Annotated in this window: 22 protein-coding genes; 4 read left to right on the top strand and 18 right to left on the bottom strand. The window is 71.3% G+C overall.

What is annotated here, in order from left to right; all coding sequences use genetic code 11:
• Positions 1-455: 455 nt before the first annotated feature.
• Positions 456-1,148 carry an HAD-IA family hydrolase gene (locus tag ACIP5M_RS22340; RefSeq protein ID WP_401199614.1) on the top strand — a complete coding sequence of 231 codons (693 nt, stop codon included), beginning with the start codon at positions 456-458 and terminating at the stop codon, positions 1,146-1,148.
• 158 nt (positions 1,149-1,306) lie between these two features.
• On the opposite strand, the gene ACIP5M_RS22335 is transcribed toward ACIP5M_RS22340, so the two are convergent.
• The 4 genes from ACIP5M_RS22335 to ACIP5M_RS22320 all read right to left on the bottom strand — a co-directional run bounded on the left by ACIP5M_RS22335 (position 1,307) and on the right by ACIP5M_RS22320 (position 5,291).
• Positions 1,307-2,287: an LLM class flavin-dependent oxidoreductase gene (locus tag ACIP5M_RS22335; RefSeq protein WP_401199612.1), complete on the bottom strand. Its 981-nt coding sequence runs from the start codon at positions 2,285-2,287 to the stop codon at positions 1,307-1,309.
• A gap of 13 nt (positions 2,288-2,300) precedes the next feature.
• The gene (locus ACIP5M_RS22330; protein WP_401199611.1) at positions 2,301-2,831 is read right to left on the bottom strand and encodes a hypothetical protein; all 531 of its coding nucleotides are present in this window, start codon (positions 2,829-2,831) and stop codon (positions 2,301-2,303) included.
• Positions 2,832-2,898: 67 nt separating this feature from the next.
• On the bottom strand, positions 2,899-3,786 hold the full coding sequence (locus ACIP5M_RS22325) for an alpha/beta hydrolase (RefSeq protein WP_401199609.1): 888 nt from the start codon (positions 3,784-3,786) through the stop codon (positions 2,899-2,901).
• Between the two features lie 92 nt (positions 3,787-3,878).
• Positions 3,879-5,291: an MFS transporter gene (locus ACIP5M_RS22320; RefSeq protein WP_401199607.1), complete on the bottom strand. Its 1,413-nt coding sequence runs from the start codon at positions 5,289-5,291 to the stop codon at positions 3,879-3,881.
• A gap of 166 nt (positions 5,292-5,457) precedes the next feature.
• Between ACIP5M_RS22320 and ACIP5M_RS22315 the strand changes: the two genes are divergently transcribed.
• Positions 5,458-6,393, top strand: coding sequence for a helix-turn-helix domain-containing protein (locus tag ACIP5M_RS22315; RefSeq protein ID WP_401199605.1), 936 nt, complete (start codon positions 5,458-5,460; stop codon positions 6,391-6,393).
• Positions 6,394-6,427: 34 nt separating this feature from the next.
• On the opposite strand, the gene ACIP5M_RS22310 is transcribed toward ACIP5M_RS22315, so the two are convergent.
• The 11 genes from ACIP5M_RS22310 to ACIP5M_RS22260 form a co-directional block, all read right to left on the bottom strand.
• Complete coding sequence (locus tag ACIP5M_RS22310; RefSeq protein WP_401199603.1) at positions 6,428-7,699, bottom strand: acyltransferase family protein; 1,272 nt, start codon at positions 7,697-7,699, stop codon at positions 6,428-6,430.
• A gap of 268 nt (positions 7,700-7,967) precedes the next feature.
• Positions 7,968-9,215, bottom strand: coding sequence for an FG-GAP repeat domain-containing protein (locus ACIP5M_RS22305; RefSeq protein WP_401199601.1), 1,248 nt, complete (start codon positions 9,213-9,215; stop codon positions 7,968-7,970).
• The gene (locus tag ACIP5M_RS22300) at positions 9,212-9,985 is read right to left on the bottom strand and encodes a hypothetical protein (protein WP_401199599.1); all 774 of its coding nucleotides are present in this window, start codon (positions 9,983-9,985) and stop codon (positions 9,212-9,214) included. The genes ACIP5M_RS22305 and ACIP5M_RS22300 overlap by 4 nt, the downstream gene beginning before the upstream one ends.
• Positions 9,986-10,014: 29 nt before the next feature.
• The gene (gene wecB, locus ACIP5M_RS22295) at positions 10,015-11,211 is read right to left on the bottom strand and encodes a non-hydrolyzing UDP-N-acetylglucosamine 2-epimerase (RefSeq protein WP_401199597.1); all 1,197 of its coding nucleotides are present in this window, start codon (positions 11,209-11,211) and stop codon (positions 10,015-10,017) included.
• Positions 11,212-11,621: 410 nt separating this feature from the next.
• Entirely contained in the window at positions 11,622-13,304 is a 1,683-nt protein-coding gene (locus tag ACIP5M_RS22290; protein ID WP_401199595.1) for an FAD-dependent oxidoreductase, read from the bottom strand.
• Positions 13,305-13,313: 9 nt separating this feature from the next.
• The gene (locus tag ACIP5M_RS22285) at positions 13,314-14,585 is read right to left on the bottom strand and encodes an MFS transporter (protein WP_401199593.1); all 1,272 of its coding nucleotides are present in this window, start codon (positions 14,583-14,585) and stop codon (positions 13,314-13,316) included.
• Positions 14,586-14,599: 14 nt separating this feature from the next.
• Positions 14,600-15,385, bottom strand: a complete 786-nt coding sequence (locus ACIP5M_RS22280; protein WP_401199591.1) for an SDR family NAD(P)-dependent oxidoreductase — start codon at positions 15,383-15,385, stop codon at positions 14,600-14,602.
• A 109-nt stretch (positions 15,386-15,494) separates the two neighbouring features.
• Positions 15,495-16,931 carry an MFS transporter gene (locus ACIP5M_RS22275; RefSeq protein WP_401199589.1) on the bottom strand — a complete coding sequence of 479 codons (1,437 nt, stop codon included), beginning with the start codon at positions 16,929-16,931 and terminating at the stop codon, positions 15,495-15,497.
• Positions 16,932-17,005: 74 nt separating this feature from the next.
• Positions 17,006-18,058 (bottom strand): ParB/RepB/Spo0J family partition protein, encoded by a 1,053-nt coding sequence (locus ACIP5M_RS22270; protein ID WP_401199587.1) that lies wholly within the window; start codon positions 18,056-18,058, stop codon positions 17,006-17,008.
• A 197-nt stretch (positions 18,059-18,255) separates the two neighbouring features.
• Positions 18,256-19,179 carry a UTP--glucose-1-phosphate uridylyltransferase GalU gene (galU, locus tag ACIP5M_RS22265; RefSeq protein ID WP_401199585.1) on the bottom strand — a complete coding sequence of 308 codons (924 nt, stop codon included), beginning with the start codon at positions 19,177-19,179 and terminating at the stop codon, positions 18,256-18,258.
• A gap of 62 nt (positions 19,180-19,241) precedes the next feature.
• Complete coding sequence (locus ACIP5M_RS22260; RefSeq protein WP_401199583.1) at positions 19,242-19,829, bottom strand: TetR family transcriptional regulator; 588 nt, start codon at positions 19,827-19,829, stop codon at positions 19,242-19,244.
• A 314-nt stretch (positions 19,830-20,143) separates the two neighbouring features.
• Between ACIP5M_RS22260 and ACIP5M_RS22255 the strand changes: the two genes are divergently transcribed.
• Positions 20,144-21,376 (top strand): IS701 family transposase, encoded by a 1,233-nt coding sequence (locus tag ACIP5M_RS22255; protein WP_401199581.1) that lies wholly within the window; start codon positions 20,144-20,146, stop codon positions 21,374-21,376.
• A gap of 67 nt (positions 21,377-21,443) precedes the next feature.
• On the opposite strand, the gene ACIP5M_RS22250 is transcribed toward ACIP5M_RS22255, so the two are convergent.
• The 3 genes from ACIP5M_RS22250 to ACIP5M_RS22240 form a co-directional block, all read right to left on the bottom strand.
• On the bottom strand, positions 21,444-22,811 hold the full coding sequence (locus tag ACIP5M_RS22250) for a phosphomannomutase/phosphoglucomutase (RefSeq protein WP_401199580.1): 1,368 nt from the start codon (positions 22,809-22,811) through the stop codon (positions 21,444-21,446).
• A 127-nt stretch (positions 22,812-22,938) separates the two neighbouring features.
• Positions 22,939-23,904: an NAD-dependent epimerase/dehydratase family protein gene (locus tag ACIP5M_RS22245; protein WP_401199579.1), complete on the bottom strand. Its 966-nt coding sequence runs from the start codon at positions 23,902-23,904 to the stop codon at positions 22,939-22,941.
• A complete protein-coding gene (locus ACIP5M_RS22240) occupies positions 23,901-24,587 on the bottom strand; it encodes a ScbR family autoregulator-binding transcription factor (protein WP_401199577.1) in 687 nt (228 codons plus the stop codon). Before ACIP5M_RS22240 ends, ACIP5M_RS22245 begins: the two co-directional genes overlap by 4 nt.
• Before the next feature lie 106 nt (positions 24,588-24,693).
• Between ACIP5M_RS22240 and ACIP5M_RS22235 the strand changes: the two genes are divergently transcribed.
• Entirely contained in the window at positions 24,694-25,686 is a 993-nt protein-coding gene (locus ACIP5M_RS22235) for a ScbA/BarX family gamma-butyrolactone biosynthesis protein (protein WP_401199576.1), read from the top strand.
• The last annotated feature ends 89 nt before the right edge of the window (positions 25,687-25,775 follow it).

Below are 25,775 nucleotides of genomic sequence, written 5' to 3'. Positions count from 1 at the left end.
GATCCTTCCTGTGTACCGGTGAGTGGACAAGACCCGCCGGATCATCAAAGCCGCGGGTGGCGACGGAAACGAAAACGAGGGCCTACAGGATCGCGTGACCGGTTGAAGTCGTCCCCGGATCCGACGCCCGGCGCCATGGCGGCCGGCCGTGGGGACCCCCTCAGCTCACCGCCGCCGAACTCGTCACGCCGCAATGATGCGGGCCGGCCGTGCCCGCCTCCACCGCCAAGCCAGGGGCTCCGCCACGCCCGCAGTCACCTGCGACACCTCCTCCCGACACCTCCTCCCGTACCTGCCCGCGGGAAGAAGTGGGGCATCGGCAAGCTCACACCCGCGGTGGTGGCGCGGATCGCCCATGTTTTGTATCGTGTAGGAACAAAGTGGTTCCGTCCTCATTCCCTGACCGGGGGACGGAACCACTTGTTCTCTTCTCCCGCCCCCTCTGGAGCCCGCCGATGCCGGCCAGCACCACCCCCACCACCGCGCCCGTCGTCCTCACCGCCAAGGCCCTGCTCCTGGACATGGACGGCACGATCGTCAACTCCGACGCGGTGGTCGAGCGCTGCTGGCGCGACTGGGCGGTGTCGCACGGGCTGGACCCCCAGGAGGCCCTCAAGGTGGTCCACGGCCGCCAGGGCTACGCCACCATGGCCGTCCTCCTGCCGGACCGCCCGATGGAGGTCAACCACGCGGAGAACGCGGTGATGCTCGCCCGCGAGACCGCCGACACGAACGGGGTGGTCCCGGTCGCGGGTGCCCCTGCGTTCATGGCGGCGATCGACGGACTGCCGCATGCCCTGGTCACCTCCGCCGACGCCGCCCTGGCCACGGCCCGGATGACCGCGGCGGCCCTGCCGATGCCCGAGGTCCGGGTCACGGCCGAGTCCGTCGAGGCCAGCAAGCCCGACCCCGAGGGCTTCCTCAAGGGCGCGGCCGCGCTGGGCGTGGCCCCGGCCGACTGCATCGTGTTCGAGGACTCCGCCGCCGGCATCGCCGCCGGTCGGGCCGCGGGCATGCGCGTGATCGGCGTCGGCCCCCGCGCCGCCGCCCACACCCCGACGGCCCACGTCGCCGACCTGACGGCCCTCGCCGTGACTCCCGCCGCCGACGGCTCGATCCACCTCACGCTCCACCCGGCAGCCGCTTAGGGGGTGTCTTACGGATCAGGCCGGGCTCACGGTGTCCGGCACCGCGCCTCGCCGCGTTGTCCTCACTCGCCGCCGCTCCGCGTCGACTCCCTCGTCCGCCTTGCGATGCACGGCACCAGACACCGCTCCCTCATCCGGCCTGATCCGTAAGACACCCCCTAGCCGGACTGCCTGGCCCAGGCCGTCGTGGCCAGGGCCGCCGGCTCGGGGGCCGGGAGGGCGAAGGCCTCCGCCAGGAGTTCGTACGAGCGCAGGCGGTCGGCCGGGTCCGGGGTGAGGGTGTTGATGATCAGCTCGTCCACGCCGTGGGTCAGGGCCAGCGTCGTCAGCGAGCCGTGCACCTGCTCCGGCGTCCCGGAGACCAGAGCCGTGCGGTGCACCTTGGCCCGCTCCAGTTCCGCGCCCGTCCAGCGGTGCCTGCGCGTGGTCTCGTACGAGGGCATGGGCCGGTCGTGGCCGAGGTCCTTGCGGGCCCGCCACAGCAGGAGGCTCTGGGCGAGTTCCTCGGCCCGGCCGGCGCTGTCGGCGGTCACCACGCGCACGGCGAGCGCCCCGCCCGCCCGTCGGCCGGTGGACTCGGTGAACGCGTCGCGGTAGTCGCCGAACGCCTCCCGGCCGCCGCCCGGGGAGAAGAAGTGCCCGAAGGCGAAGGCGGTGCCGAGCCGCCCGGCCAGCCGTGCCGACTCGCGGCCGGCGCCCAGCAGCCACATCTGCGGCGGTACGGGGGCATGCGGGACGACCCCGTCGGGGCCCAGCAGGGCGCACAGGCGGGCGAGGCGTTCGGGGAAGTCGCGCGCGGGCCCACCGGCGCGCCCGATCCCGAGGTCGACCCGTCCGGGGTGGAGGGAGGCGAGGACTCCGAAGACCTCGGCGACCTTCGACGGTTCGTAGCGGGGCAGGAGTACGCCGCCGGTTCCGATCCGCATGCGGGAGGTGTGGGCCAGCAGGGCCCCGGCGAGGATCTCCGGCGCGCTGCTCGCGAAGCCCGGGGAGCCGTGGTGTTCGGCGGCCCAGTAGCGGGTGTAGCCGAGTGCTTCGGCGGCGCGGGCGAGGTCCACGGAAGCGCGCAGCGCCTGGTCGGGGGTGTGGTCCTCGCCGACCGGGGTCTGGTCCAGTACGGACAGGCGCAGCTGCGTCATGAGGTGGTGCCTTTCAGTGCTGGTGGGCGGGGGCCGGGGTGGGGACGCCGGAGGCGCCGGCCACGGTCGCGGGGACGATCCTGAAGTCGGCCTGGAAGACGAGGTTGTGCAGGTCGGCGGCGGCGATGGCCCGCATGGTGGGGAGTTCGGCGGCGGCCTGCGCGTCGTCGAAGACGTTGAGCGGCCATTCGGAAACGGTGGCTCCGCGCAGGTGCGGGTGGTGGAAGGAGCTGCCGTAGTGCGCGTACAGCGTCACCGGCGGGATGTCGGCGGCCGACTGCTCGTCCCACCACAGCGTCCAGGCGTGGAAGAGGCTTCCGTCGCCTGCGCGTTGGACGCCGGTGGCGTCCACCACGCCCTGGCCGAGGAGCAGTTCCTCGTTGAGTTCGCGCAGTGCCTGGCGGGCGTAGGGGTCGAGGAGCCGGGTGGCGGTGCGGAAGTGCTCCTCTTTGTCGGGACGGGTGACGGCGTCTCCGTGGCGGCCGTCGCGCAGATCGGCGAAGTGCCGCAGCAGGGCGTCGAGGTTGGGGACGTCGGCGGTCATGTCGGCTCCGTGGGTCAGGGTGTGTGGTGTGACGTATGAGGTGTGGAGATGAGGGGGGACGGGGAGGTCAGGTGCCCGTCCCGTCCGGGGTGGTGAGGAGGTGCAGGGCCAGTCCGAGCCAGGCGCGCAGGGATACCGTCGAGTGGTGTCCGGGGCCGCCGGGGCCGCGGCCGGGCTGGAGGAACGCCCCGTGGCCGGTCTCCTTGAACTCCCGCAGGGCGACTTCGACTCCGGCCGCCCGCAGCAGGCGCGCGTAGCGGTGCACGTCGTCGCAGACGGGGTCGAGTTCACCGGTGGCCATGACGACCGGGGCGAGTCCGCGCAGGTCGGAGGCCTCGAAGGGGGTGCTGTAGAGGCGCGTTCCGTCGGAGGCGACCGGCCGTCCCGGCTGGCGGTAGTCCTGCCAGGCCGCGGTCAGGTAGGGGGCCGTCGGGAACATGTCGGGGAAACGGTGGTACGAGGCGGCCGCGCAGCGGGGGTCCAGGGGCGGGTAGGCGAGGACCTGGGCGGCGAGTTCCAGCCCGCGGTCGCGGCAGGCGAGGGCGGCGGAGGCGGCGAGGGTGCCGCCCGCGCTGTCCCCGCCGACGGCGACGAGAGGCCGGGGAGCGCCGGTGTCCTCGGTGGCGGTGGCCTGCTCACGGGCCCAGCCCAGTGCGGACAGGATGTCCTCGACCATGGCCGCGTGGCGTACGTCGGGGGCGAGCCGGTAGTCGACGCTCACCACCGCGAAGCGGGAGAACTGGGCGAGTTCGGCGGTCGCGGCGTGCCAGTCCCGGGCGGATCCGGCGCGCCAGCTTCCGCCGTGGGCCCACACCAGCCAGCCCTGGGGGGTGGCCTCGGCCGGCGGGAACACGCGGGCCGGGAGGGGCCCGGAGGGGGTGGGGATGGACACCTGTTCCCAGCGGACGGCGGCGGCACGGCCGGGACCGTCGGCTGATCGTGTGGGTGTTGCCATCGGGGTTCCTTTCCTTGGGTGGTCAGCGCTCCGCGCCGTGCCCGAGGCCAACGTTCGCGGCCCGGGCAGGGCTGTCACAAGGCGGAGTTGCCTTAGTGGGCGCGGGTGCTGCGGAGGAAGAGAGCCGTGGTGAGGGTGCCGGCGAGGACGATGGCGGTGTTGACGATGATCGCGGTGGTGATGCCGGCGTGGATGTCGGTGTTGGCCGCCGCGATCGCGGACATGATCGGCGTGCCCATCGTGATACCGATCTGCTGGGTCATCGTGGCCAGACCCGTCGCCATGCCCTGCTCGTGATCCGGCAGACCCGTCGTCGCGGTCACCATGAACCCGACGATCACCAGCATGTTCCCGATACCACCCGCGAACGTGGCCACCAGCAACAGCCACATGCTCGCCGACGTCTCACCCAACGCGATCAGACTCAACGTCGCCGCCGCCTGCAACAGACCACCGACGATCAGCGTGGTGCGGGTGCTCGTCGCACCGATCACCCGCGGAGCGATCGAACCACCGATGACCGTACCGATCCCCAGCACACCGAACGACAGACCGGCCGTCAGCGGCGAGAAGTCCAGGACCTCCTGCAGGTAGAGCGTCATCAGGAAGACCAGGCTCGTCTCCGTCAGGAACGCGATCAGACCCGCGATATTGCCCCAGGCCACCGTCTTCTTCTTCAGCACACTCACCGGCACCAGCGGACCGGCCGACCTCGACTCGATCGCATAGAACACGATCAGCAGCACCACACCCGCCGCCAGCCAGCCCAGCGCAGCACCCGAACCCCAACCGTGCTCACCCGCCTGCGTCAACCCGTAGATCAAAGCCAGCAGACCCAACGTCACCGCGGTCGCACCCGGCAGATCCAGCTTCGGACGCGTACTCGGACGAGACTCCTTGATCACGGCGGGAGCGATGAGGAGCACGGCCAGCGCGACCGGGACGTTGATGAAGAACGCCCACCGCCACGACAGCAGATCCGTCAGCACCCCGCCCAGGATCGCGCCCGTCGTGAACCCGGCAGACATCAGAGCACCGTTGAGACCCAGCGCCTTCTGACGCAGCGGGCCCTCCGGGAACGACGTCGTCAGCAGAGACAGACCCGCCGGCGTCACCGCCGCCGTCGCAAGCCCCTGGAATACACGCGCCACGATCAGCATCTCCGGACTGTTCGCCAGACCACCCGCCAGGGAGGACAGGCCCAGAACCGCCAGACCCACCAGGAACAGCCGACGCCGCCCGAACAGATCCGCCACCCGGCCGAACAGCAGCGTGAAACCAGCCGCGCACAACGCGAACGCCGTCGCGATCCACTGCAGATTCGACAACGAGAAACCAAGACCGTCACCGATCACCGGCAACGCCACATTCAGGATCGAAAAGTCCACCGCCAGCATGAACTGCGCCACCAGCAACACCACCAGAACGAGCTTCAAACGCCCGTCCAGACGAACCGGACCCTCCCCCACGCCCGTATCGACCCGCGCACCTTCGACAACAGCCACGGCCACACTTCCTCTCGATCACGCAACACGGTGTTGCGGGATCGACTCTGGACCGGCCGGAAAGGGTTACCCAGCCCCCTGGTTGTGCTGGCGCCGCGCAAGCTAGCACTGCCAGGGCCACCTTCAGGGGCCGCGCTCGGTGCCCTCCCCCGGCACACTGGAACGCATGGACACACCCACCGCCCTGGGCGAATTCCTCCGTACCCGCCGGGCCCAGCTGCAGCCCGAGGACGTCGGGCTGCCCTCCCACGGCACGCGTCGGCGCGTGCCCGGGCTGCGTCGTGAGGAGCTCGCGCTGTTGGCCGGCGTGAGCATCACGTACTACACGCACCTGGAGCAGGGGCAGAGCACGAACGCCTCGGACAGCGTCCTCGACGCCCTGGCGCGCGCCCTGCGGCTGACCCCGGACGAGCACGCTCACCTGCTCAACCTGGCCCGCCCGCCGCGCGCGAAGCGGGCGCAGTCGCCCCGGCCCGAGTACGCCCGGGACACCACGCGCCGGCTGATCGCCTCGATGCCGCAGGTCCCCGCCGTCGTCCTGGACGGCCGTAACAACGTGCTCGCCTGGAATCCGCTGGGCCATGCCCTGCTCGCCGGGCACCTGGACTTCGCGAGTCCCGACGATCCGGCCGTACGGCCCAACCTCACGCGGATGCTGTTCCTCGACCCGCACACCCGCGAGCTGTACACGGACTGGAAGAACGAGGCCAGGGTGGCGCTCGCGGCGCTGCGCCTGGTCGCGGGGCGCAATCCGGAGGACCGCGCACTCGCCGAGCTCATCGGTTCCCTGATGCTGCAAAGCCCCGATTTCGCGACGCTGTGGTCGAAGCACCCGGTGCGGGACTGCACCGTCGGGACGAAGACGCTGCACCATCCGGTGGTGGGCCCGCTGACGCTCGACTTCGAGAACCTGCACCTCACCGACGGCACCAACCACCGGATGCTGCTCTACAGCGCCCCGGAGTCCTCCCCGTCCGACGCGGCGCTGAGCATGCTGGCGAGTCTGACGGCCGGTGCGGTGGGCGGCGCTCCGGGGCGGGAAACCCCGAAGCCCGCGTCGGCGGATGCGGACGCGGGCGGGGGCGCGGGCAGAGAGCGGTAGGACCGGTGCGGGGCGCCTACGGGACGGGCGGGGGTCAGCTGGTGCGGCCTGCCGTCGCGACGGGGACCGGGTCCGGGGCGGGGACGGCGGTGGGGTCGGGAACGGCGGCGGGGGCAGTGGCCCGGCTCCCGTACGGTTCGCTCACCGCGGCCGGGGCCTGCTGCGTACGGCGCCGGCTGCGGCCGAAGCGGCGCATGGCCGGCATCTCGACGAAGCGGAACAGGAGCCAGCCGCCGAGCAGTGAGGCGCAGAAGAAGCCGGCGATGACGAGGAGGGCCACCGGGACGCTGTAGGTCTCGGTGCCCAGCAGCGAGCGGAGGTAGAAGATCGTGACGCCCTGGACGAGGTAGAACCCGAAGGACACCTCGCCGAGCCAGACCATGGGCCGGCTGCGCAGGAAGGTGGCGCGGCCCTCGACGTCGGCGCTGGCGGTGGCGCCGATGAGGGCGGCGACCGGGATGATCGTGGCGACGACGAAGCCGTACTGGAACGGGGCGACGAGCGCGGCGGCGTAGCCGAGGACCGTCAGGGCAAGGGCGGCGCCGAAGCCGACGCGCTTGGGCCACAGGCCGGCCAGGACGACCCGGGCGAGCAGGATGCCGAGGGCGAACTCGAAGACCCGGCCGAGCGGCAGCAGGTAGCCGAACCAGAACTGCATGCCGGAGACGGGGGTGATGGTGGACTTCGGGGTGTCGGGGACGAGGTAGGTCGAGATGAGCTGGATGGCGACCATGCCCGCGACCATGAGGGCGCTCCACACCCACAGGGCGTTCCCGCGGATCTTGCGGATCGGGATGATCAGCAGCGGGAAGAGCACGTAGAAGAGGAGTTCACTGCCCAGGGACCAGCTCGGCGGGTTGACACTGAGGTTGACGGTGGGCTGCGGGAACCAGGTGTGGATCAGGAACAGGTTCGGCAGCCAGTCGGCGACGCTGGTGACCGCCGCGCCGGCGAAGAGGATCATCGCGGCGGCGAAGACGACGACGTGGTTGGGGAAGATCTTCAGCAGGCGGCGGCGGATGAAGGCGGTGAAGCGCTCGCCGGGCTTGGAGGCCCAGGCGAGGACGAAGCCGGACAGGACGAAGAAGAAGGAGACGCCCAGGTAGCCGGCCTTGCTGAAGGCGGTCGAGAACCAGTCGGCGATCGTCGCGTCGGCGAAGGGGTTGATGGGGGCGTTGGGCGGGATCGGGGAGTCCGTCAGGGACGAGTGGAAGAAGAAGACGAGGAGTGCGGCGAAGAACCGCAGGCCGGTCAGTGAGGGCAGCTTCGCCCGCTTCGCGGCGTCGGAGGACGTCGAGGAGGCCACAGGAGATCGCTCTTTCGGAAGAGGTTTCGTGAGGGACGGCGGCCGGGGCCGTGCGCCGGCGCGTGCGGTGCACGGTCCCGGCGGCGCGAAGGGGCGTCGCGGGACTGCCCGGAGGGACCGCGGGACGGCCGGGGGGCCGGCCGAGCGGTCCGAGGGGACCGGCCGGGGTGGGGCCGGGGGGACCGGCCGAGGTGGGGCCGTGGGGACCGGCCGGGAAGGGCGTGGGGACCGGCCGGGAAGGGCGTGGGGACCGGTCCTGGGTGCGGGCCTACTGCTCGATTTCGTTGCGGTAGACCATGAGCTTGGCGTCCTTGGCCACGTAGTAGTTCTGTACGGAGTAGGCGATGGTGGCGAAGTCCAGCCGGCCGTCCCCGTTGAAGTCGGCCGTGGCGATGCGGGCGACGGATTCCTCGGACACCCGCCACTTGGCCCAGACGCCGTTGGCCGCGTCGATGGCCTTGTAGTACATGACGCCCTGCCAGGGCCACGGGCCGCGCAGTGCGACGAGGAACTCCTCGTCGCCGTCGCCGTCGAAGTCGGCGCAGACGATCTGGTGGCCGGGGCCCTCGCCGTTCTCGTTGGGGTCGCCGTACACGTCCAGCAGGACGCGGTTCCAGCCGTCGCCGTCGGCGGCCTTGGTGTAGACGGCGACGGTGTTTCCGTGGAAGGGCTCGATGGCGGCGACGTAGGCCATCGGGTCGTCTCCGAGGCGGCCGGCGTTGAGGTCGCCGCTGCCGCGGAAGCCGGTCTGTTCGAACTGGGTGAGCTCGCCGGTGCCGATGAGCTCGCGGATCCACTCCTGGCGCGCCTCGTCGTAGTAGAGCCAGGTGACACCCTCGTCGGAGGCGAGGAGCAGGGATTCGAGGTCGGAGCCGGGGACCAGGCCCTTCTTCTTCTCGGCGCCGTGGATCATGCGGAAGTGGCTGTCGTCGATGACGGTCATCGGCCATTCCTCGGCGGTGTGCACGTCGTCGGGCTGGGTGAACAGGACGACGGGCAGGACCGCGTGGACGTCTTCCTTGGCGACGATGGGCAGGCCGATGATCTGGAGGCGGTCGGTGCGGGTGAAGTGGCCGGCGCGCAGGCGGTGCATTCCGGTGGCGCGGCCGACGTAGTGGCGCTTCCAGCGCGATTCGTCCTTGTCGGGGGTGCCGGGGTTCTCCAGCCAGTCGATCTTGCCGCCCTCGGTGTTGGCGTCGTGGATCGTGCCGATCGGTCCGTAGAGGTCGTAGCAGACGATCACGTCGGGGTGGCCGTTGCCGCTGACGTCGGCGAAGTCGGCGCCGACGGGCATCTTGATGCGGTCGGCTATGAGGCGGCGGGTCCAGTCGCCGTCGTTGGCGTACCAGTAGATCTCGCCGAGGCGCAGGCCGTAGCCGAAGAGGTCGGGCTTGCCGTCCCCGTCGATGTCGGGGGCCTCCAGCCAGTAGCCGTCACGGAGCTGGTCGGCGACGACCTCGGCGGTGAACTTCGGGGTGCGCAGGGCGGTTTCGGTGTTCTTGCCGGCGGCGGTCATGAGCGGTTCTCCTGGAGGGTCGGGACGGGCAGGGTGCGCAGAGCGCGGGGTACGGGGTGGTACTCGAGGGCGAGCCAGATGCAGTCGGTGTCGGCCCGGTACTGGTGCATCGGGTAGTGGTAGGTGCACTGGGGGCCGGTCGCGCAGAAGGGGTCCGGGGTGGTGTAGCCGGGGCTCATCAGGACGTCCTGGTAGAGGGAGGCCTGGTCCTGGTTGCGGAACCGCTGCATGCGTCCCAGGCCGTGGACCTGGGTGTGGACCTCGATGAAGTCGTGCTTGTTGTGGATGAAGCAGTCAGTGCCGGCGGGTGAGAACCACAGATTGGCGCGGACGTCGAACTCCCGCAGGTACTCCTCCGAACGGCTCTCGCCCAGCACGTAGGTGGGGTCGAACAGGACGGTGTTGATGTCGTCCTGGGGGCTGCGGTAGAGGGGTGTCTCCCGGGGGAAGTCACCGTGGTCGTCCAGGTCTGCGAGGTGTGACCAGCCGGGCTCCTCGATGATGCCGCTGACATCGGCGTCTTCCGCGGCGGGGCGCAGCAGGAGCAGGGCGTCGGCCTGCTCGATCCGGGTGTCGGCGAGCACCGTGGAGGAGAGCGGGGGGATGGTCTTGCGGAATTCCTCGGCGATGGTCACGGGCGTCACGCCGGGGTTGACGACGATGGTGCGGCCTTCGACGGTGTAGTCCACGGCGTCGCGGACGAGCGCGGCCCTCAGGTACGGGGTGCTGAAGTTCAGCGGGCGTTCGATGGCGGACGGGGTGGCGCTCATGCGGGGCTTCCTCTCGGTGTCGGTGCCGGTCAGGTGCGGGCGAAGTCGGCGGTACGGGCGAGTTCGACGCTGAGCTCGTCGACGGTGGTCTCGGGGACGAAGGGGAGGGGGGCGGGCCCCAGGCCGAAGTAGTGGGCGAGGGCGGCGACGGTGCGCTCGGTGGCCCGGCCGTCGCCGTACGGGTTGGCGGCGTTGGCCATCCGGTCGTAGGCGTGCCGGTCGCGCAGCAGTCCCAGGGTGTGGGCGACGATGCCGGCGGTGTGGGTGCCGACGAGGCAGGCGGTGCCGGCGACGATGGCTTCGGACCGCTCGGTGACGTCGCCGAGGACGAGGGTGGGCTTGCCGAGGGCGGGGCCTTCCTCCTGGCTGCCGCTGCTGTCGGAGACGATGACGTCGGCGCGGGCCATGAGCTTGCAGAAGCTCAGGTAGGGCAGCGGGTCGACGACGGTGATGTGCGGGTGGGCGCCGATGTGGGGCAGCAGTGCCTCGCGGACGACCGGGTTGCGGTGCAGGGGGACGACGACGCGGACGCCGGGCTCGTCGGCGATCTCGGCCAGGGCCCGGCCGATGTTCGGCAGGTGCGGCCATGCCTCGCGGCGGTGCGCGGAGGCGAGGACGACACGGCGGGGGTCGTGGTCGAGGTCGGCGAGGGCCGGGTCGCCGTAGTCGGTGGCGCGGCCGCTGGCCCAGCGCAGGGCGTCGATGACGGTGTTGCCGGTGACGGTGACGGTGTCGGCGGCGATGCCCTCGCGCAGCAGGTTCGCCAGGTTGCCGGGGGTGGGGGCCAGGTGGAGGGCGGCGATCTGGGCGACGAGGCGGCGGTTGCCCTCTTCGGGGAAGGGGGAGCCGAGCCGGCCGCTGCGCAGCCCGGCCTCGACGTGGACGACGGGGATCCGCTGGTGGAATCCGGCGAGGGCGCCGGTGAGGGTGGTGGCGGTGTCGCCGTGAACCAGGACCGCGTCCGCGGGCCGGGAGGCGAGGTAGTCCTCCAGGCCGCGCAGTGAGCGGTAGGTGACCTGGGAGAGGGTCTGCTTGGGGGCCATCACCTTGAGGTCGACGTCGGCGGTGAGGCCGAAGGCGTCGAGGGTTTCGTCGAGCATCTGGCGGTGCTGCCCGGTGGAGATCACGACGGGCTCGAAGCGCGGGTCGTCCTGGAGGGCGCGGATGACCGGCGCGAACTTGATGGCTTCCGGCCGGGTGCCGAGGACTACGGCGACGGAACGCATGGTTTCCTCTTCTTCCTTGTACGGGGAGGTCGAATACGGGAGTCGAGCCGGGGCAGGGTGGAGAACAGCGCGGCAAGGCGGTGCCGCGGGCCTGCTGACGGGGTGGTGGCCAGGGGATCGGATCTCGCTGCGAGGGGGCCTTTTCGGCTGCCCTCTTCCGGCCGAGACACAGCTTTCCCGGAGCGGGTCGGGGAGTCAACGAACGCCGGCGGGCGCTCGAACACCTGCGCGGGAAAACGCAGAAGCCCTGCGCACCGGAGACCGGGCACAGGGCTTCTGAGCTGGGAAAACGCGGGTGTACGCCAGGGACGTGCAGGGTGGCTGCACGGGGACGGCAACGCGTCGGCGGCTCACCGCGGACGGCTGCGCGCCGGCGGCCGGCCGGCGGCCGACGGGCGGCTGGCGGGCGGCTAGCGGGCGGGCTTGATGGACATGGAGTGGCGGAAGAAGTCGGAGGGGTCGTACCGCTTCTTCACCTGCTGCAGGCGCGGGTAGTTGTCCTTGTAGTAGAGCGTCTGCCACGGCACGCCGGAGCGGTTGCGCCGCGGGTCGGTGATGTCGCGGTCGGGGTAGTTGATGTAGCAGCCGTCGGTGTTGTCGTCGATCAGCGGCACGCCTCCGGTCGCCGAGAAGAAGTCCTCGTAGAGGTCCCGCAGCCAGCCGAGGTAGTAGCCGTCCTCGCTCTCGTCCTCCCAGAAGGTCTGGAAGCACATCTTGAAGATGGAGGACCGCTGGGCGTTCGCCGTCGCGTCGGGAGCGGCGGCGTTGACCTGCCCGCCGAAGGAGAACAGCACCAGCATGGTGTCCGGATTGGTGAAGTCGGGCCGGCTCATGTAGCGGTACAGCGCGGAGATCTGGTGGTCGGTGAAGTTCTTCTTCATGTACGCCGACTTGTGCGCCCCGCGTGAGGTCGGATTGGTGATGGTCGGATTGTTGGTGCCGACCAGGCGGGTCGCCTGGAGCCAGGGCAGGGTCTTGGGCTCGGCGAACTGCGGCATCGCGGGCAGCTCTCCGGTGGGGCGGGTGAGCGCCTTGGGGGTGACGCCGGTACCGGCCGTGATGGCCGCCAGGTAGTCGTCCAGCAGCTTCCGGGCGTTCGGCACGGTCGCGTCGACCTGGGTGAACATGCCCAGGCTGCCGTGGGCCTTGGAGCTGACGTTGAACAGGCTGGAGAGGTTGCGGTACGGGGAGTCGGGCCCGCTGTTGGCCGCGTGCCAGGCGCCGAAGTTCTTCAGGAGCCGGGTGAACTTGGCCTCCGTCAGCTGCTCCCACGGGAAGTCGACGGCGCTCACCAGGACCGTCGACGGCGGGGATATCAGCTGGTCGGCCGGCTCGGACCCCTTGGCGTCCGGGGAGCGGAACCAGTAGCGCGTCACCAGACCGAAGTTGCCGCCGCCCCCGCCGGTGTGCGCCCACCACAGGTCGCGGTGGGGGTCGTTCTTCTCCCGGGTGGCCACGACCGTGCGTACGCCGCCCTTCCCGTCGGTCACCACCACCTCGACGGCGTACAGGTGGTCGACGACGAGGCCGTGGGCGCGGGAGAGCAGGCCGTAGCCACCGCCCACGATGTGCCCGCCGGCGCCGACGCTGTAGCAGATGCCGCCGGGGATGGTGACGCCCCAGCCCTTGTAGAGGGCCTCGTACACGTTCATCAGGCGGGCGCCCGGCTCGACGACGAACGCGCGGAAGGCGGGGTCGTACCCGACGTGCGTCATCTCCGAGAAGTCGATGATGACCTCGGTCTCGGGGTGGGCGGCGAAGTCGGCGAAGCAGTGGCCGCCGCTGCGCACCGAGACGCGCTTGCCGGCCCGGACCGCGTCCCTGAGGGCGCGCTCGGCGTCCGCGGTGGAGCGGACCATCTTGACGTACTCGGGGCGTGCGACGAAGCGCTGGTTGTTGCCGGTGGTCAGCAGCGGATAGCGCGGATCGCCCGGCTTGACGACGGCTCCGGTCCCGGCGGCCGCGGCGGCCGCGCCCGAGGGGGCGGGGGAGGCGGCGGCCGCGACGGGGCCGGACAGCGCTCCGGCCACGGCCGCGCCTCCGACGACGGCGGCACTGCGGGTGAGCATGGTCCGGCGGTCGACACCGTTCATGGGTCTGCCTCAACTTCCGTTCGATGGTGGGGTGCCGTGCCCGGCACCGGCGGAGAGGGATGGAGCGGGGAGCGGTTGAGCGGGGAGCGATTGAGCAGGGGCGGATCGAGTGGGCAGCGGGCGCGGCGGCCCGCTCTTGCGGTCGAGCCGGCCGGAGAGCGCCGCGGTGCCCAGGCCGGCCGCGGCCAGCCCGGCGCCGATCCAGGTCGGCGCGGTCCAGCCCAGGCCGTGCGCGACGGCGAGGCCGCCGAGCCAGGCCCCGAGGGCGTTGCCGAGGTTGAAGGCCGCGATGTTCGCGGCGGAGGCGAGGGCCGGAGCCCCGGCCGCCTGCTGCATCACGCGGGCCTGGAGCGGGGGTACCGTCGCGAACCCGACCGCCCCGAAGACGGCGAGGGTGATCGCGGCGGGCAGGGCGGCCCGCGCGGTGAAGGTGAACACCACCAGGACCAGGCTGAGGCCGCCCAGGATCACGTACAGGCTGGGCATCAGGGCCCGGTCGGCGGCCCGGCCTCCGAGCACGTTGCCCACGGACAGCCCGACGCCGAAGAGGACGAGGAGCCAGGCGACCGCCCCGTCGGAGAAGCCGGCGAGTTCCGTCATCATCGGCGCGAGATAGGTGAAGGAGGCGAAGAGCCCGCCGAAGCCGAGCACGGTCGTCATCAGGGCCAGCCACACCTGCGGCTTGCGGAAGACGGCGAGTTCACCGCGGAGCGAACCGCTCTGCGGCCGTGGCTGGGCCGGGACCAGGGCGATGAGGGCGAGCAGGCCGACGACGCCGATGCCGGTGACCGCCCAGAACGTCGAGCGCCAGCCGAACTGCTGGCCCAGCGCCGTTCCCAGGGGCACGCCGAGGACGTTGGCCAGGGTGAGGCCGGTGAACATCAGGGCGATGGCACTGGCCCGCCGGTCCGGTGCCACCAGGTCGGCGGCGACGACGGACCCGATGCCGAAGAACGCGCCGTGGGTGAGGGCGGCGATCAGCCGGCCGCCCATGAGGGCGGTGTAGTCACCGGCGAGCGCGCACAGCAGATTGCCCGCGATGAAGATGCCCATGAGGGCGACGAGCATCGTCTTGCGCGGCAGCCGGGCGCCGGCCGCGGTCATCAGGGGGGCGCCGACGACCACGCCGAGCGCGTAGCCGGTGACCAGCATGCCCGCGGAGGGGATGGACACGGACAGGTCGCCGGCGACGTCCGGGAGCAGGCCGACGATGACGAATTCGGTGGTCCCGATGCCGAAGGCACCGAGCGCGAGGGCGAGGAGGGGAAGGGGAAGACGCATCGGCCCGGCCCCGGTCAGATCTGCCGCAGGGCGCCGCCGTCGACGCTCCACTCGGCGCCGGTGACCTGGTCCGCGAGGGGGGAGAGCAGGTAGGCGACGACACCGGCGACATCGTCGGGGGTACCGATACGGCCGCTCGGGAGCCGGCGTTCCTCGCGGATGAAGTGGTCGACGGCCTCGTCGGCCGGCAGGCCGAAGCGGCGGCCCAGCTGTTCGGCGAAGCCGCCGGGCGCGTCGAAGAGCGCCGTTCGGGTGGGCCCCGGGGAGACCACGTTCGAGCGCACGCCCCGTACGCCGAACTCGGCGGCCAGGGACTTGGACAGCGACAGCAGTGCCGTCTTGGTGGCGGCGTAGTCGACGATGCCGGGGTCGGGGAAGCGGGCGGCCTCGCTCGCGATGTGGACGAGGGCTCCCGATCCCGCGTCCAGGAGTGCGGGCAGGGCGGCGCGGGTCATGCGTACGGCGGAGTGGAAGTTGACCTCGAAGGTGCTCTTCCACTGCTCGTCGGTCACGTCGAGGAAGCCCGTACGGGATTCCAGGGCCCCCACGTTGTTGACGAGGCCGTCGAGCCGGCCGTGGCGCTCCAGCACGGTGTCGACCACCTGCCGGGCGGCGTCGGGGTCGGTGAGGTCGGCGGTGACGGTGCTCACCCGGTCGCCGGGGGAGTCGGTGCTCCACGGCTTGCGGGCCACGCCGACGACGGTGGCGCCTTCGCCGGCCAGCAGGCGGGCGGTTGCCCCGCCGATGCCGGACGAGGCTCCGGTGACGAGGTAGACACGGTCTTCGATACGCAGGTCCATCAGGGGTCCTTGGGAAGGGGAGGCGACCCGGCCCGGTCGGCGGGTCCGCTGGTGCGGAGCCGGTGGTGCCGGGTCGCCTCTTCGCGGGGGATGCCTCGGCTCGACGCGCTCAGCCGGTGGCAGCGGGGTTCTTGGCTGCCTTGGCGCGGAGGAAGAGGACGGTGGTGAGGGTGCCGAGGAGCACGATGGCGGTGTTGACGATGATCGCGGTGGTGATGCCGGCGTGGATGTCGGTGTTGGCCGCCGCGATCGCGGACATGATCGGCGTGCCCATCGTGATACCGATCTGCTGGGTCATCGTCGCCAGACCCGTCGCCATGCCCTGCTCGTGATCCGGCAGACCCGTCGTCGCGGTCACCATGAACCCGACGATCACCAGCATGTTCCCGATACCACCCGCGAACGTGGCCACCAGCAACAGCCACATACTCGCCGACGTCTCACCCAACGCGATCAGACTCAACGTCGCCGCCGCCTGCAACAGACCACCGACGATCAGCGTCGTGCGGGTACTCGTCGCACCGATCACCCGCGGAGCGATCGAACCACCGATGACCGTACCGATCCCCAGCACACCGAACGACAGACCGGCCGTCAGCGGCGAGAAGTCCAGGACCTCCTGCAGGTAGAGCGTCATCAGGAAGACCAGGCTCGTCTCCGTCAGGAACGCGATCAGACCCGCGATATTGCCCCAGGCCACCGACTTCTTCTTCAGCACACTCACCGGCACCAGCGGACCGGCCGACCTCGACTCGACCGCATAGAACACGACCAGCAGCACCACACCCGCCGCCAGCCAGCCCAGCGCCGCACCCGAACCCCAACCGTGCTCACCCGCCTGCGTCAACCCGTAGATCAACGCCAGCAGACCCAACGTCACCGCGGTCGCACCCGGCAGATCCAGCTTCGGACGCGTACTCGGACGAGACTCCTTGATCACCGCGGGAGCGATCAGCAGCACCGCCAGCGCGACCGGGACGTTGATGAAGAACGCCCACCGCCACGACAGCAGATCCGTCAGCACACCACCCAGGATCGCGCCCGTCGTGAACCCGGCAGACATCAGAGCACCATTGAGACCCAGCGCCTTCTGACGCAGCGGACCCTCCGGAAACGACGTCGTCAGCAGAGACAGACCCGCCGGCGTCACCGCCGCCGTCGCAAGCCCCTGGAACACACGCGCCACGATCAGCATCTCCGGACTGTTCGCCAGACCACCCGCCAGCGACGACAGACCCAGAACCGCCAGACCCACCAGGAACAGCCGCCGCCGCCCGAACAGATCCGCCACCCGGCCGAACAACAGCGTGAAACCAGCCGCGCACAACGCGAACGCCGTCGCGATCCACTGCAGATTCGACAACGAGAAACCAAGACCGTCACCGATCACCGGCAACGCCACGTTCAGGATCGAAAAGTCCACCGCCAGCATGAACTGCGCCACCAGCAACACCACCAGAACGAGCTTCAAACGCCCGTCCAGACGAACCGGACCCTCCCCCTCCCCCACAGCCGCGTCAACCCGCGCGCCCTCGACAACCGACATCGCCATACTTCCTTTCACACACTTGATGGAGGCCTCCCGCGCGGAAGGCCGGTACTCACCGGGGAAAATCCGGCTCAGGCAGGGGTTTCCGCCGAGGCACGGCGGCCCAGTTCGTCGGACAACTCCTGCCAGTCCCGCGCGACCTGGGCGGCCGCGGCGGCCGCGGTCTCGGCGCGGTACAGGGGGACCGCGGCGATGAGCCGTTCGCGCTGGCGCAGCCCGCTCACCTGGAGGTCGAGCATGCGGAGCAGGAGCCGCCCTGCTTCGCTCAGCCTGAGCAGGGGGTCCTTGCAGAGGCTGCCGACCAGGGTGGGCAGTGACTGCCCCTGGCCCCGGTCGCCGCCCTGTCCCCGCTCCCGGGCCGGCGCCGTTGCCGGAGCGGGGGGCGGGGTGTTCGCGGAGCGGCGCAGGGTGGCCGGTACGGGGTCCGCCCCCTCGTCGATCCGGCGCCGCACGTCCCGTACGGTCGACGGGGCGATGCCCGCCTCCCGGGCGATCTGGCGCAGGGAGGCGGTGGGACGGCCGGCGAGCAGCCGGGCGGCCGCCTCGCGGCCGCGTGCCGGGTCGGACGGCCGTACGCGCCCGTCCTGGCCGACCCGGGCCTGCGGCACCGGTGCCGCCGGACCCTCGCGGCGGCGCAGGGCCGCCACGGTTTTGGGCGCCAGCCCGGTCCGCCGTGCGATACCGCGGTCGGACCAGTCCGGGTGGGACCGCAGGATCCGCAGCGCCGCGGCGGTCCGCTCCGCATGGGTCAGCGGGAGCCCGTGACTGATGTTGGCCTCGACGGAGAGGACGAACGCGTCCTCGGCACTTCCGTCGAAGTACCTCACCCCGACCGTGCGCTGACCGCGCAGTTCGGCGGCCCGCAGCCGGTGCGTCCCGTCGATGATCCGCATGGTGGCGCGGTGCACGAGCAGAGGCGGCAGCGCCTGGCCGGACTGGGCGAGGGCCTGTGCATGGCTCTCGTCCACCCGGACGGTGCGCGGGGAATCGGCGGAGAGCAGGGAGCCGAGGGGTACGTCGGCCACGGCGCCGGGGGTGTCCGCCGCGCTCACCGCCTTCACCGCGTTCAGCGCGCTCACCGCTTTCACCGCGCTCACCGCTTTCACTGCGTGCAGGTTCCTCATGTGGTTCACCTCCCTTCGTGCACTCGGTGGGCCGGACGCCGCTGCGGTCGTCGGCTCCGGTGAAGAAATTACGTAACTACTGTTCGGTAACTACTCGGAGAGCCGAACCCCGGTGAGATTTGGGCAACTTGGCCAAGTGGCGGTGCGGGCGGGGTGGGCGACCGGCGCGAATCCGCGGTCGCCCACCGGGCGGCGGATCAGACGCCGACCAGCTCCTGCGACCGCATGAACTCCCGCAGCCAGGACAGGAATTCGGGCCCGAGGTCATCGCGTTCGCACGCGAGCCGCACCGTCGCCCGCAGGTACTCGGCCCGGTCCCCCGTGTCGTAGCGCCGGCCGGAGAACACGACGCCGTGCACGGGGCGGCCCGCGCGGACGAGGGCGCGCAGCGCGTCCGTCAGCTGGATCTCACCACCGCGGCCGGGGCTCGTGGCGCGCAGGACCTCGAAGATCTCGGGGTCGAGGAGGTAGCGGCCGATGATCGCGAGGCGACTGGGCGCGGTGCCGGGCTCCGGCTTCTCCACCAGGTCGGTGATGCGCACTCCCCCGCCTCCGGCCGCCTGTTCGGACAGGCCGGACTGCTCGACCGCGGCGCAGCCGTACAGGTGGATGGAGTCCGGATCGACCTCCATGAGGGCGACGACGCTGCCGCCGTGCCGGGCGCGGACGTCCGCCATCCGGGCCAGGAGCGGGTCGCGGGGGTCGATGAGGTCGTCGGCCAGCAGGACGGCGAACGGCTCCTGACCGACGTGGGGGGCGGCGCACAGGACGGCGTGACCGAGCCCCTTGGGGTCCCGCTGGCGCACGTAGTGGATGTCGGCGAGCTCGGTGGAGGCGCAGACGCTGTCGAGCTTGTCCTGGTCGCCGCGCCGCTGGAGGGCCTCCTCCAGCTCGTAGTTGCGGTCGAAGTGGTCCTCGAGGGCACGCTTGTTGCGGCCGGTGACCATGAGGATGTCGGACAGCCCGGCGGCGACCGCCTCTTCGACCACGTACTGGATGGCCGGCTTGTCGACGACCGGCAGCATTTCCTTGGGGGTCGCTTTGGTCAGCGGGAGGAAACGGGTACCCAGACCGGCGGCGGGGATGACTGCCTTGGTTATGCGGGAAGGTGTGGAATTCATGCCACCGAGGCTAGATGCCGCCGGTCCCCGCGGGTCCCCATTTCCCTTTGTTTTCGGCCTACTTAGGCATTTTCGGTTTCGGCGGCCGGCGCCGCGATACCGCGGTACAGGACCCGCCACAGCTCACGCAGTTCCTCGACGGCCGCACCCGGTCGGCGGATCCGGCCGTGGCGTACCCGCGCGACGGTGCCGCACATCAGGTGTGCCGTCAGCAGGGCGACCGGGCGCGGGTCCACGTCGGGGCGCAGCAGGCCCTGTTCGGCCGCCTGCCCGAGCAGGGCTCTGACCTCCGGCAGCCAGGAGCCGCACCACTCGGGGCCGGCGCCCGCGCGTTCCTGGGTCAGTCGCGCGGCGGCGCGTACGACCGCGTCCGTCTCGATCAGCCGGCCCAGGGCGAGGACGAGGGCGCAGACGGTGTCCAGCGCCGTACCGCCCCCGCGGGCCGTGACGTTCTCGACCACCGCGCGGGTGGCGGACCGGCCGGATTCCTCCACCACCGAAGCGAGTTCCGCCTTGGTGGAGAAATGAAAGGTGAGCGCGCCGATGGAAACTCCGGCGGTTCGGCTCAGCCGGGAAAACGATGTCCCGTCATATCCGTTGCGGTCGAATTCGACGCCGGCCACCGCGATCAGGTGATTCCGGGTGAGCACTCCGCGCTCTTGTTTTCCCAATGAACTCTCACTGCCATCCAGGTCGTTCCCGACTCGCCGGGCATGCGGTCCGGCGAGGCAGCACCAGCCTTGCCGGGGCTCCGCGGCCGCACAACGCCGACTTGGCGAAGAAGCGCCCGCGCTCCCGGCTTCCCCGTCGTCCCGCCGGACCGGCGGCCGCACCTCCAGGACCAACGTGCCGAAGTCGCGGCGCAGACGCCAGGTCTGCGCTAGAAAAAAAACGAACGTTCTGTATTCTAAAATCGTCCACCACCGCGCCGGAGCCCGTCGGCGTCCGCAGTGAAGGGGGAGAGATGACGGCAGACACACGGCCCAGCGCCCTGGTTGCCATGGACACCACGTTGGACGAGTTCACCGAACAGCTCTTCGGCCACTTACCGCGCGCCGACCAGCGGCGCTGGGCCAGGGTCTACCTCCAGGGGCTTCTGACGACCCCGGGGAAGAAGTCCGTACGCCGGCTCGCCGCGTCCGTCACCGCGTCGCCCACCGCCTCCCAGTCGTTGCAGCAGTTCATCAACGCCAGTCCCTGGGAGTGGGAGCCGGCCCGCCGCGAACTGCTCCGCTGGATCGAGGAACGGCGCCCGGTGCACGCCTGGACGATCGGACAGGCGGTGTTCCCCAAGCGGGGCGAGCACTCGGTCGGCGTGCACCGCCGCTTCGACCCGGCTGCCGGACGTTCCGTCAACTGCCAGTTCGGCTTCGGGCTCTTCCTCGCCCTGGGCGGCATCAGCGTGCCCGTCGACTGGCGGCTGCTGCTCCCCGAGACGTGGGCGTCCGACCCCGTCCTGCGCCGTCGGGCCCGCATCTCGCCCGAGGTCGCGCACCGGACGCCGGAGGCCCTCGTCCTGGAACTCGTCGACGCGATGGCCGCGCACACCTCCTCGGCACACGCGCCGGTGGTCGCCGACCTGAGCCGCCTGAGCGGCGCCGGCACGCTCCTCGGCATGCTCGGCCGGCGCGGCCACGACTTCGTCGTGTCCGTCCCGCCGAGCCTCCCGGTCTGTGCCGCCGGATTCGCCCCCGGTCGCGGCGAGATGGCGGCGGGGACCCCGGGACGGGAGATCACGGCCGGCGACTTCGCCCGCGTCGGCAACACCCGCCACCCGTACACGGCGCTGCTCGCCGGACCGGACGCGCGGCCCCAGCGGCTGCGCATCCACTCGGGGCTGGTCCGCGTGCCGGCGGCCGAGACGAGTGCCCCGGGGGCGCGCCGGACGTACCGCCTGTTCGGCGAACGGCGGCCCGGACCCGGGCAGAGCGGCGGCCCGGTCTGGATCACCAACATGACCGAGCATCGCATGGACGACCTGCTGCACCTGGTGCGACAGTCTGCCGAGTCCGCCAGGACCCTGGCCTCACTGGGCGAGGACTTCGGGCTCCTCGACTTCGAGGGCCGGTCCTTCCCCGGCTGGCACCACCACATGACCCTGATGTCCGCCGCGTACGCCTACAAGGGACTGCCGGCCCTGCGCGAGCGGCAGGGCCGGCAGGGGTACCCGGCGCTGGAGGTCAGGCAGTCGGCGTGACCGGTCGTACGGGAGGGGGAGAGGGGGTGTCTCGCGGGTGTCGGGTGTCTCGGGTGTCTCGGGTGTCTCAGGCGCGGATGAGGGCGAGGGCCTCGTCACGGACCGCGGCCAGGGTCGCCTCGTCACGGGCCTCGACGTTCAACCGCAGCAGCGGCTCGGTGTTGGAGGCCCGGACGTTGAACCACCAGTCCGCAGCCGTCACCGTCAGACCGTCCAGCTCGTCCAACGTGACACCCTCCCGGCCCCCGTAGGTCTCCTTGACCGCCGCCAGCCGGGCCGCCTGGTCCGCGACCGTCGAGTTGATCTCCCCCGATCCGGCATACCGGTCATAGGAAGCCACCAGCCCCGACAGCGGACCCTCCTGCGTGCCCAGCGCGGCCAGCACGTGCAGCGCGGCCAGCATGCCCGTGTCCGCGTTCCAGAAGTCCTTGAAGTAGTAGTGCGCCGAGTGCTCACCACCGAAGATCGCACCCGTCTTCGCCATCTCCTCCTTGATGAAGGAATGGCCCACCCGGGTGCGGACCGGCATGCCGCCGTTCTCCTTCACCACCTCCGGCACCGACCACGAGGTGATCAGATTGTGGATCACCGTGCCCGCCCCGCCATGACGGGCCAGCTCACGCGCCGCCACCAACGCCGTGATCGCCGACGGGGAAACCCCCTCACCCCGCTCGTCCACGATGAAACACCGGTCCGCGTCACCGTCGAACGCGATCCCCAGATCCGCGCCCTCTGCGGTCACCCGCGCCTGCAGGTCCACGATGTTCTTCGGATCCAGCGGGTTCGCCTCGTGGTTCGGGAACGTGCCGTCCAGCTCGAAGTACATCGGAACCACGTCCAGCGGCAGACCCTCGAACACCGTGGGGACCGTGTGACCGCCCATACCGTTGCCCGCGTCCACCACCACCTTCAGCGGACGGATCGCCGACAGGTCCACCAGCCCCTTCAGGTGCTCGGCATAGCCGGCCAGGGTGTCCTGCTCCGTCACCCTCCCCGGAGCCGTGCCGGCGGCCACGGCGGGCGCGCCCTCGTCCGACCACTTCTCCACCAGCGCCCGGATCTGCGACAGCCCCGTGTCCTGACCCACCGGCGCCGCACCCGCCCGGCACAGCTTGATCCCGTTGTAGCGGGCCGGGTTGTGCGACGCCGTGAACATCGCACCCGGCAGATCGAGGGAACCCGACGCGTAGTACAGCTGATCCGTCGAACACAGCCCGATCAACGTCACATCCACCCCACGGGCCGCCGCACCCCGCGCGAAGGCCGCCGACAGACCCGGCGACGACGGACGCATGTCATGACCCACCACGATCGCCGCAGCACCCGTCACCTCCACGAATGCGGCACCGAACAGCTCCGCCAGGGACTCGTCCCACTCGTCCGGCACGACGCCACGCACGTCATACGCCTTGACGATGTTCGAAAGGTCGGGCATTTCAGCTCCTTCAGGGATGACCGCAGACCGGATGGCCGGATGGCCGGATGGTTCCGGACGCTACCCCGCCGGCCTACCCCCGACGGCCCGCCTGGCTGTATCGCGCCGAGGCTTTGGCACATCGCCGTCACCCGGGGAGGAGCCCACCCCTCTCCCGGTACCACGGGGCCGCCGTACCCAGCCGCGCCAGCGGGCCGGGCCCCGGCTCGATCCCGGCGAGCCGCCACGCCGCGTCGGAGCGGTACCAGTGGTCCCGGGCCAGCAGCGTGAACTGGCGCTCGCTCACCCAGCCCGGCCGTGCCGCCAAGGCGTCCAGGCACCTGCGCCAGGGCCAGTCCTCGGCCGGGCGCGCCGGCAGCACCCCGTGGTCGGCGAGGGCGTCCATGAGGTCCCCGTTGCGTACGGGATCGGGGTGGTGGGCGTGCAGGATGCCCGACGCCCGGGCCGCCGGGGTGCCCTCGCCGAGCGCGAACGCCGTGATGAGCCGCGCGAGATCGCCCACGTCCACGAAGGAGGCCCGTCCCTCGCCTCCGCCCCACCCCGCCGGTACGCGCCGGAAGGCGTCGACCAACGCGGGTACCACCCAACGGTCGCCCCGCCCCAGCACCAGACCGGCGCGCAGGACCAGTCCTCCGGCGTCGAGGACCGGCGCCTCGCCCGCCAGCCGGCTGCGGCTGGCCGGCGACACCGGCGCCGGGACCAGCTCGCCCACGTCCTGTCCGCGATGCGGTCCGGGACCGTAGACGGCGCAGGTCGACAGCTGGACGATGCGCTCCACGCCGGCCCGCCGCGCCTCGGCCACCAGGGCCGCGGTACCGGCGGAGTTGACGGTCTCGCACCGTGCCTCGTCCGGTCCGATGTAGGAGGCCAGGGAGAGGATGGCGTGGGCACCGTCGCACACCCCGCGCAGGGAATCCGCGTCGGCCAGGTCCGCGTCCACCCAGCGCACGCCGTTCCCGGCGCCGGCGGCAGTGGACGGCGTACGGGAGAGCGCGCGCACCGCGACGCCCGGCCCGGCTCCCGCCAACCGGCGCAGGACCGCCGACCCGACGAAGCCGGTCGCGCCGGTGACGACCACGTGGCGCACGCTCACGCGGGCCGCTCCAGCTCCCGCTCGAGCTGCGGATCCGGCTGGTCCGCCCCCGGATTCGTCGGAGGCAGCGTCAGGCGCAGGTGCCTGCGGGTCTCTTCGTTGGCCACGGCGGGCAGCAGGTAGCGCCACAGCGAGGCGATCCGCTGCGGCAGGTCGGCCCGCCCGGTGGACGCCTGGGAGAAGAGCTGGGCTCCGGTGAAGGAACTGACCAGAACCCACGCCAGCTCGTGGTCGTCGACATCGGGCTGGAGTTCCCCCTTGGCGCGGGCGAAGCGCAGCTGCTGGCGGAACTCGAGCAGCCAGGCCTGGTAGGCGACGTCGTCGCGCAGGCCGAACTCGCCCTGCTCCACGGCCAGTCGCACGCCCGCGCGGAGCACCGGATTGTGCTGGAGCTGCTCGGCCAGGTAGAGCGTGATGTCCACCAGGTGCTGCAGCCCGTCCTCGCCGGCCGGGAACTCCAGCCCCTCGCCCTGTCCGACCATCACGGCGTAGGCGAGCTCCTCCTTCGAGCCGAAGTGGAAGTACATCCCGCCCTGGGTGACGTCGGCGCGGTTCATGATCTTACTGATGCTGGCCCCGCTGAAGCCGTACTCGTCGAAGACCTCGGCCGCCGCCCGCAGGATGGCCGCCCTGGTCTGAACCGCCCGCTGCTGGGGCGCGCGTTGCCGCTTCCGCTCGGACATGGAGCCTCATTCCTCTCGACAAAAAAAACGAACATCCTCTATTTTAAGTCCCGGCGCCATTCAAGCACCACCAGTTCGCGTCCAACGTTTCAAGGGGGGCTCACCCGTGACCGTGTTAGCCGAACATGCCGAACATGCGACTTCGCCGATCTCCGCGCTCAGCAGTGCCTTGCCTCGCGAGTACGTACACAAGAGCGCCCACTCCGAGGTGCTCCTCACGGGGTGGCGCGCCATCGCACCCGACGAGTACGTCATCACCGCACAGTGGCCCCGGACCCACAGCTTCTACACGCCGGTCGCGGGCCGCCACGACCCCCTGCTCCTCGCCGAATCCGTACGCCAGGCGATCCCGCTGCTGTGCCACGTCGCCTACGAAGTCCCCTTCGGCCACCGGCAGATATGGGACACCTTCAGTTACGCGATGAACCCCGAGGCCATGATCGTGGGCTCGTCCCCCGCCGACATCGAACTGCGCGTCAGCTGCTCCGACATCACGCGCCGCGGCCGGCGGCTGGCCGGCCTCACCCTGCACGTCACCGCCACCCGGGACGGCGTCTTCCTGGGCCACGCCGAGGCCGCCTTCACCAATCAGCCGCCCGCCATCTACCAGCGCCTGCGCGGCAGTTACGCCGACCTCGACCGGGTGACCGCCCGGATCCTCCCGCTGTCGCCGCCGATGACACCCCGCCGCGTGGGCCGCGACCGCTTCCACGACGTGGTCCTCTCCCCGACCAGCTCCACCGACCGCACCCAGCTGCGGACCGACATCACGCACCCGATCCTCTTCGACCACCCCGTCGACCACGCCCCCGGGATGCTCCTGCTGGAGGCGGTCCGGCAGGCCGCGTACAGCGCCGCCTTCCCCCGGCAGGGCTTCCTGACCGCCATGGAGATGCGTTTCTTCCGCTACGCGGAGATGGACGCACCGTGCTGGATCGAGACGACCCCCGCGCCCGAGGGCACGGGCACGACGGGCCACCTCCCCGTCCGCGTCGCCGCCCGGCAGAACGGCGAGGACGTGTTCACCGCCACGGCGACCGTCACCGCCACCGCGGCCGTGACGGCGGCCGCCCCGCTGCGCAGCTGCACCGCGGCCTGACGGCCCCGCCGGGGCGCCGCAGGCCGTCCCCCCTGCCCGCGGCGCCCCGGCGGACCCCGCCCTCACCGGCCCCCTGGGCCCCTGGCCGC

Source organism: Streptomyces sp. NPDC088762 (assembly GCF_044750905.1).
Taxonomy (GTDB): domain Bacteria; phylum Actinomycetota; class Actinomycetes; order Streptomycetales; family Streptomycetaceae; genus Streptomyces.
Note: the sequence above shows the minus strand (reverse complement) of the source record. Positions and strands in the feature narration are given on the sequence as shown.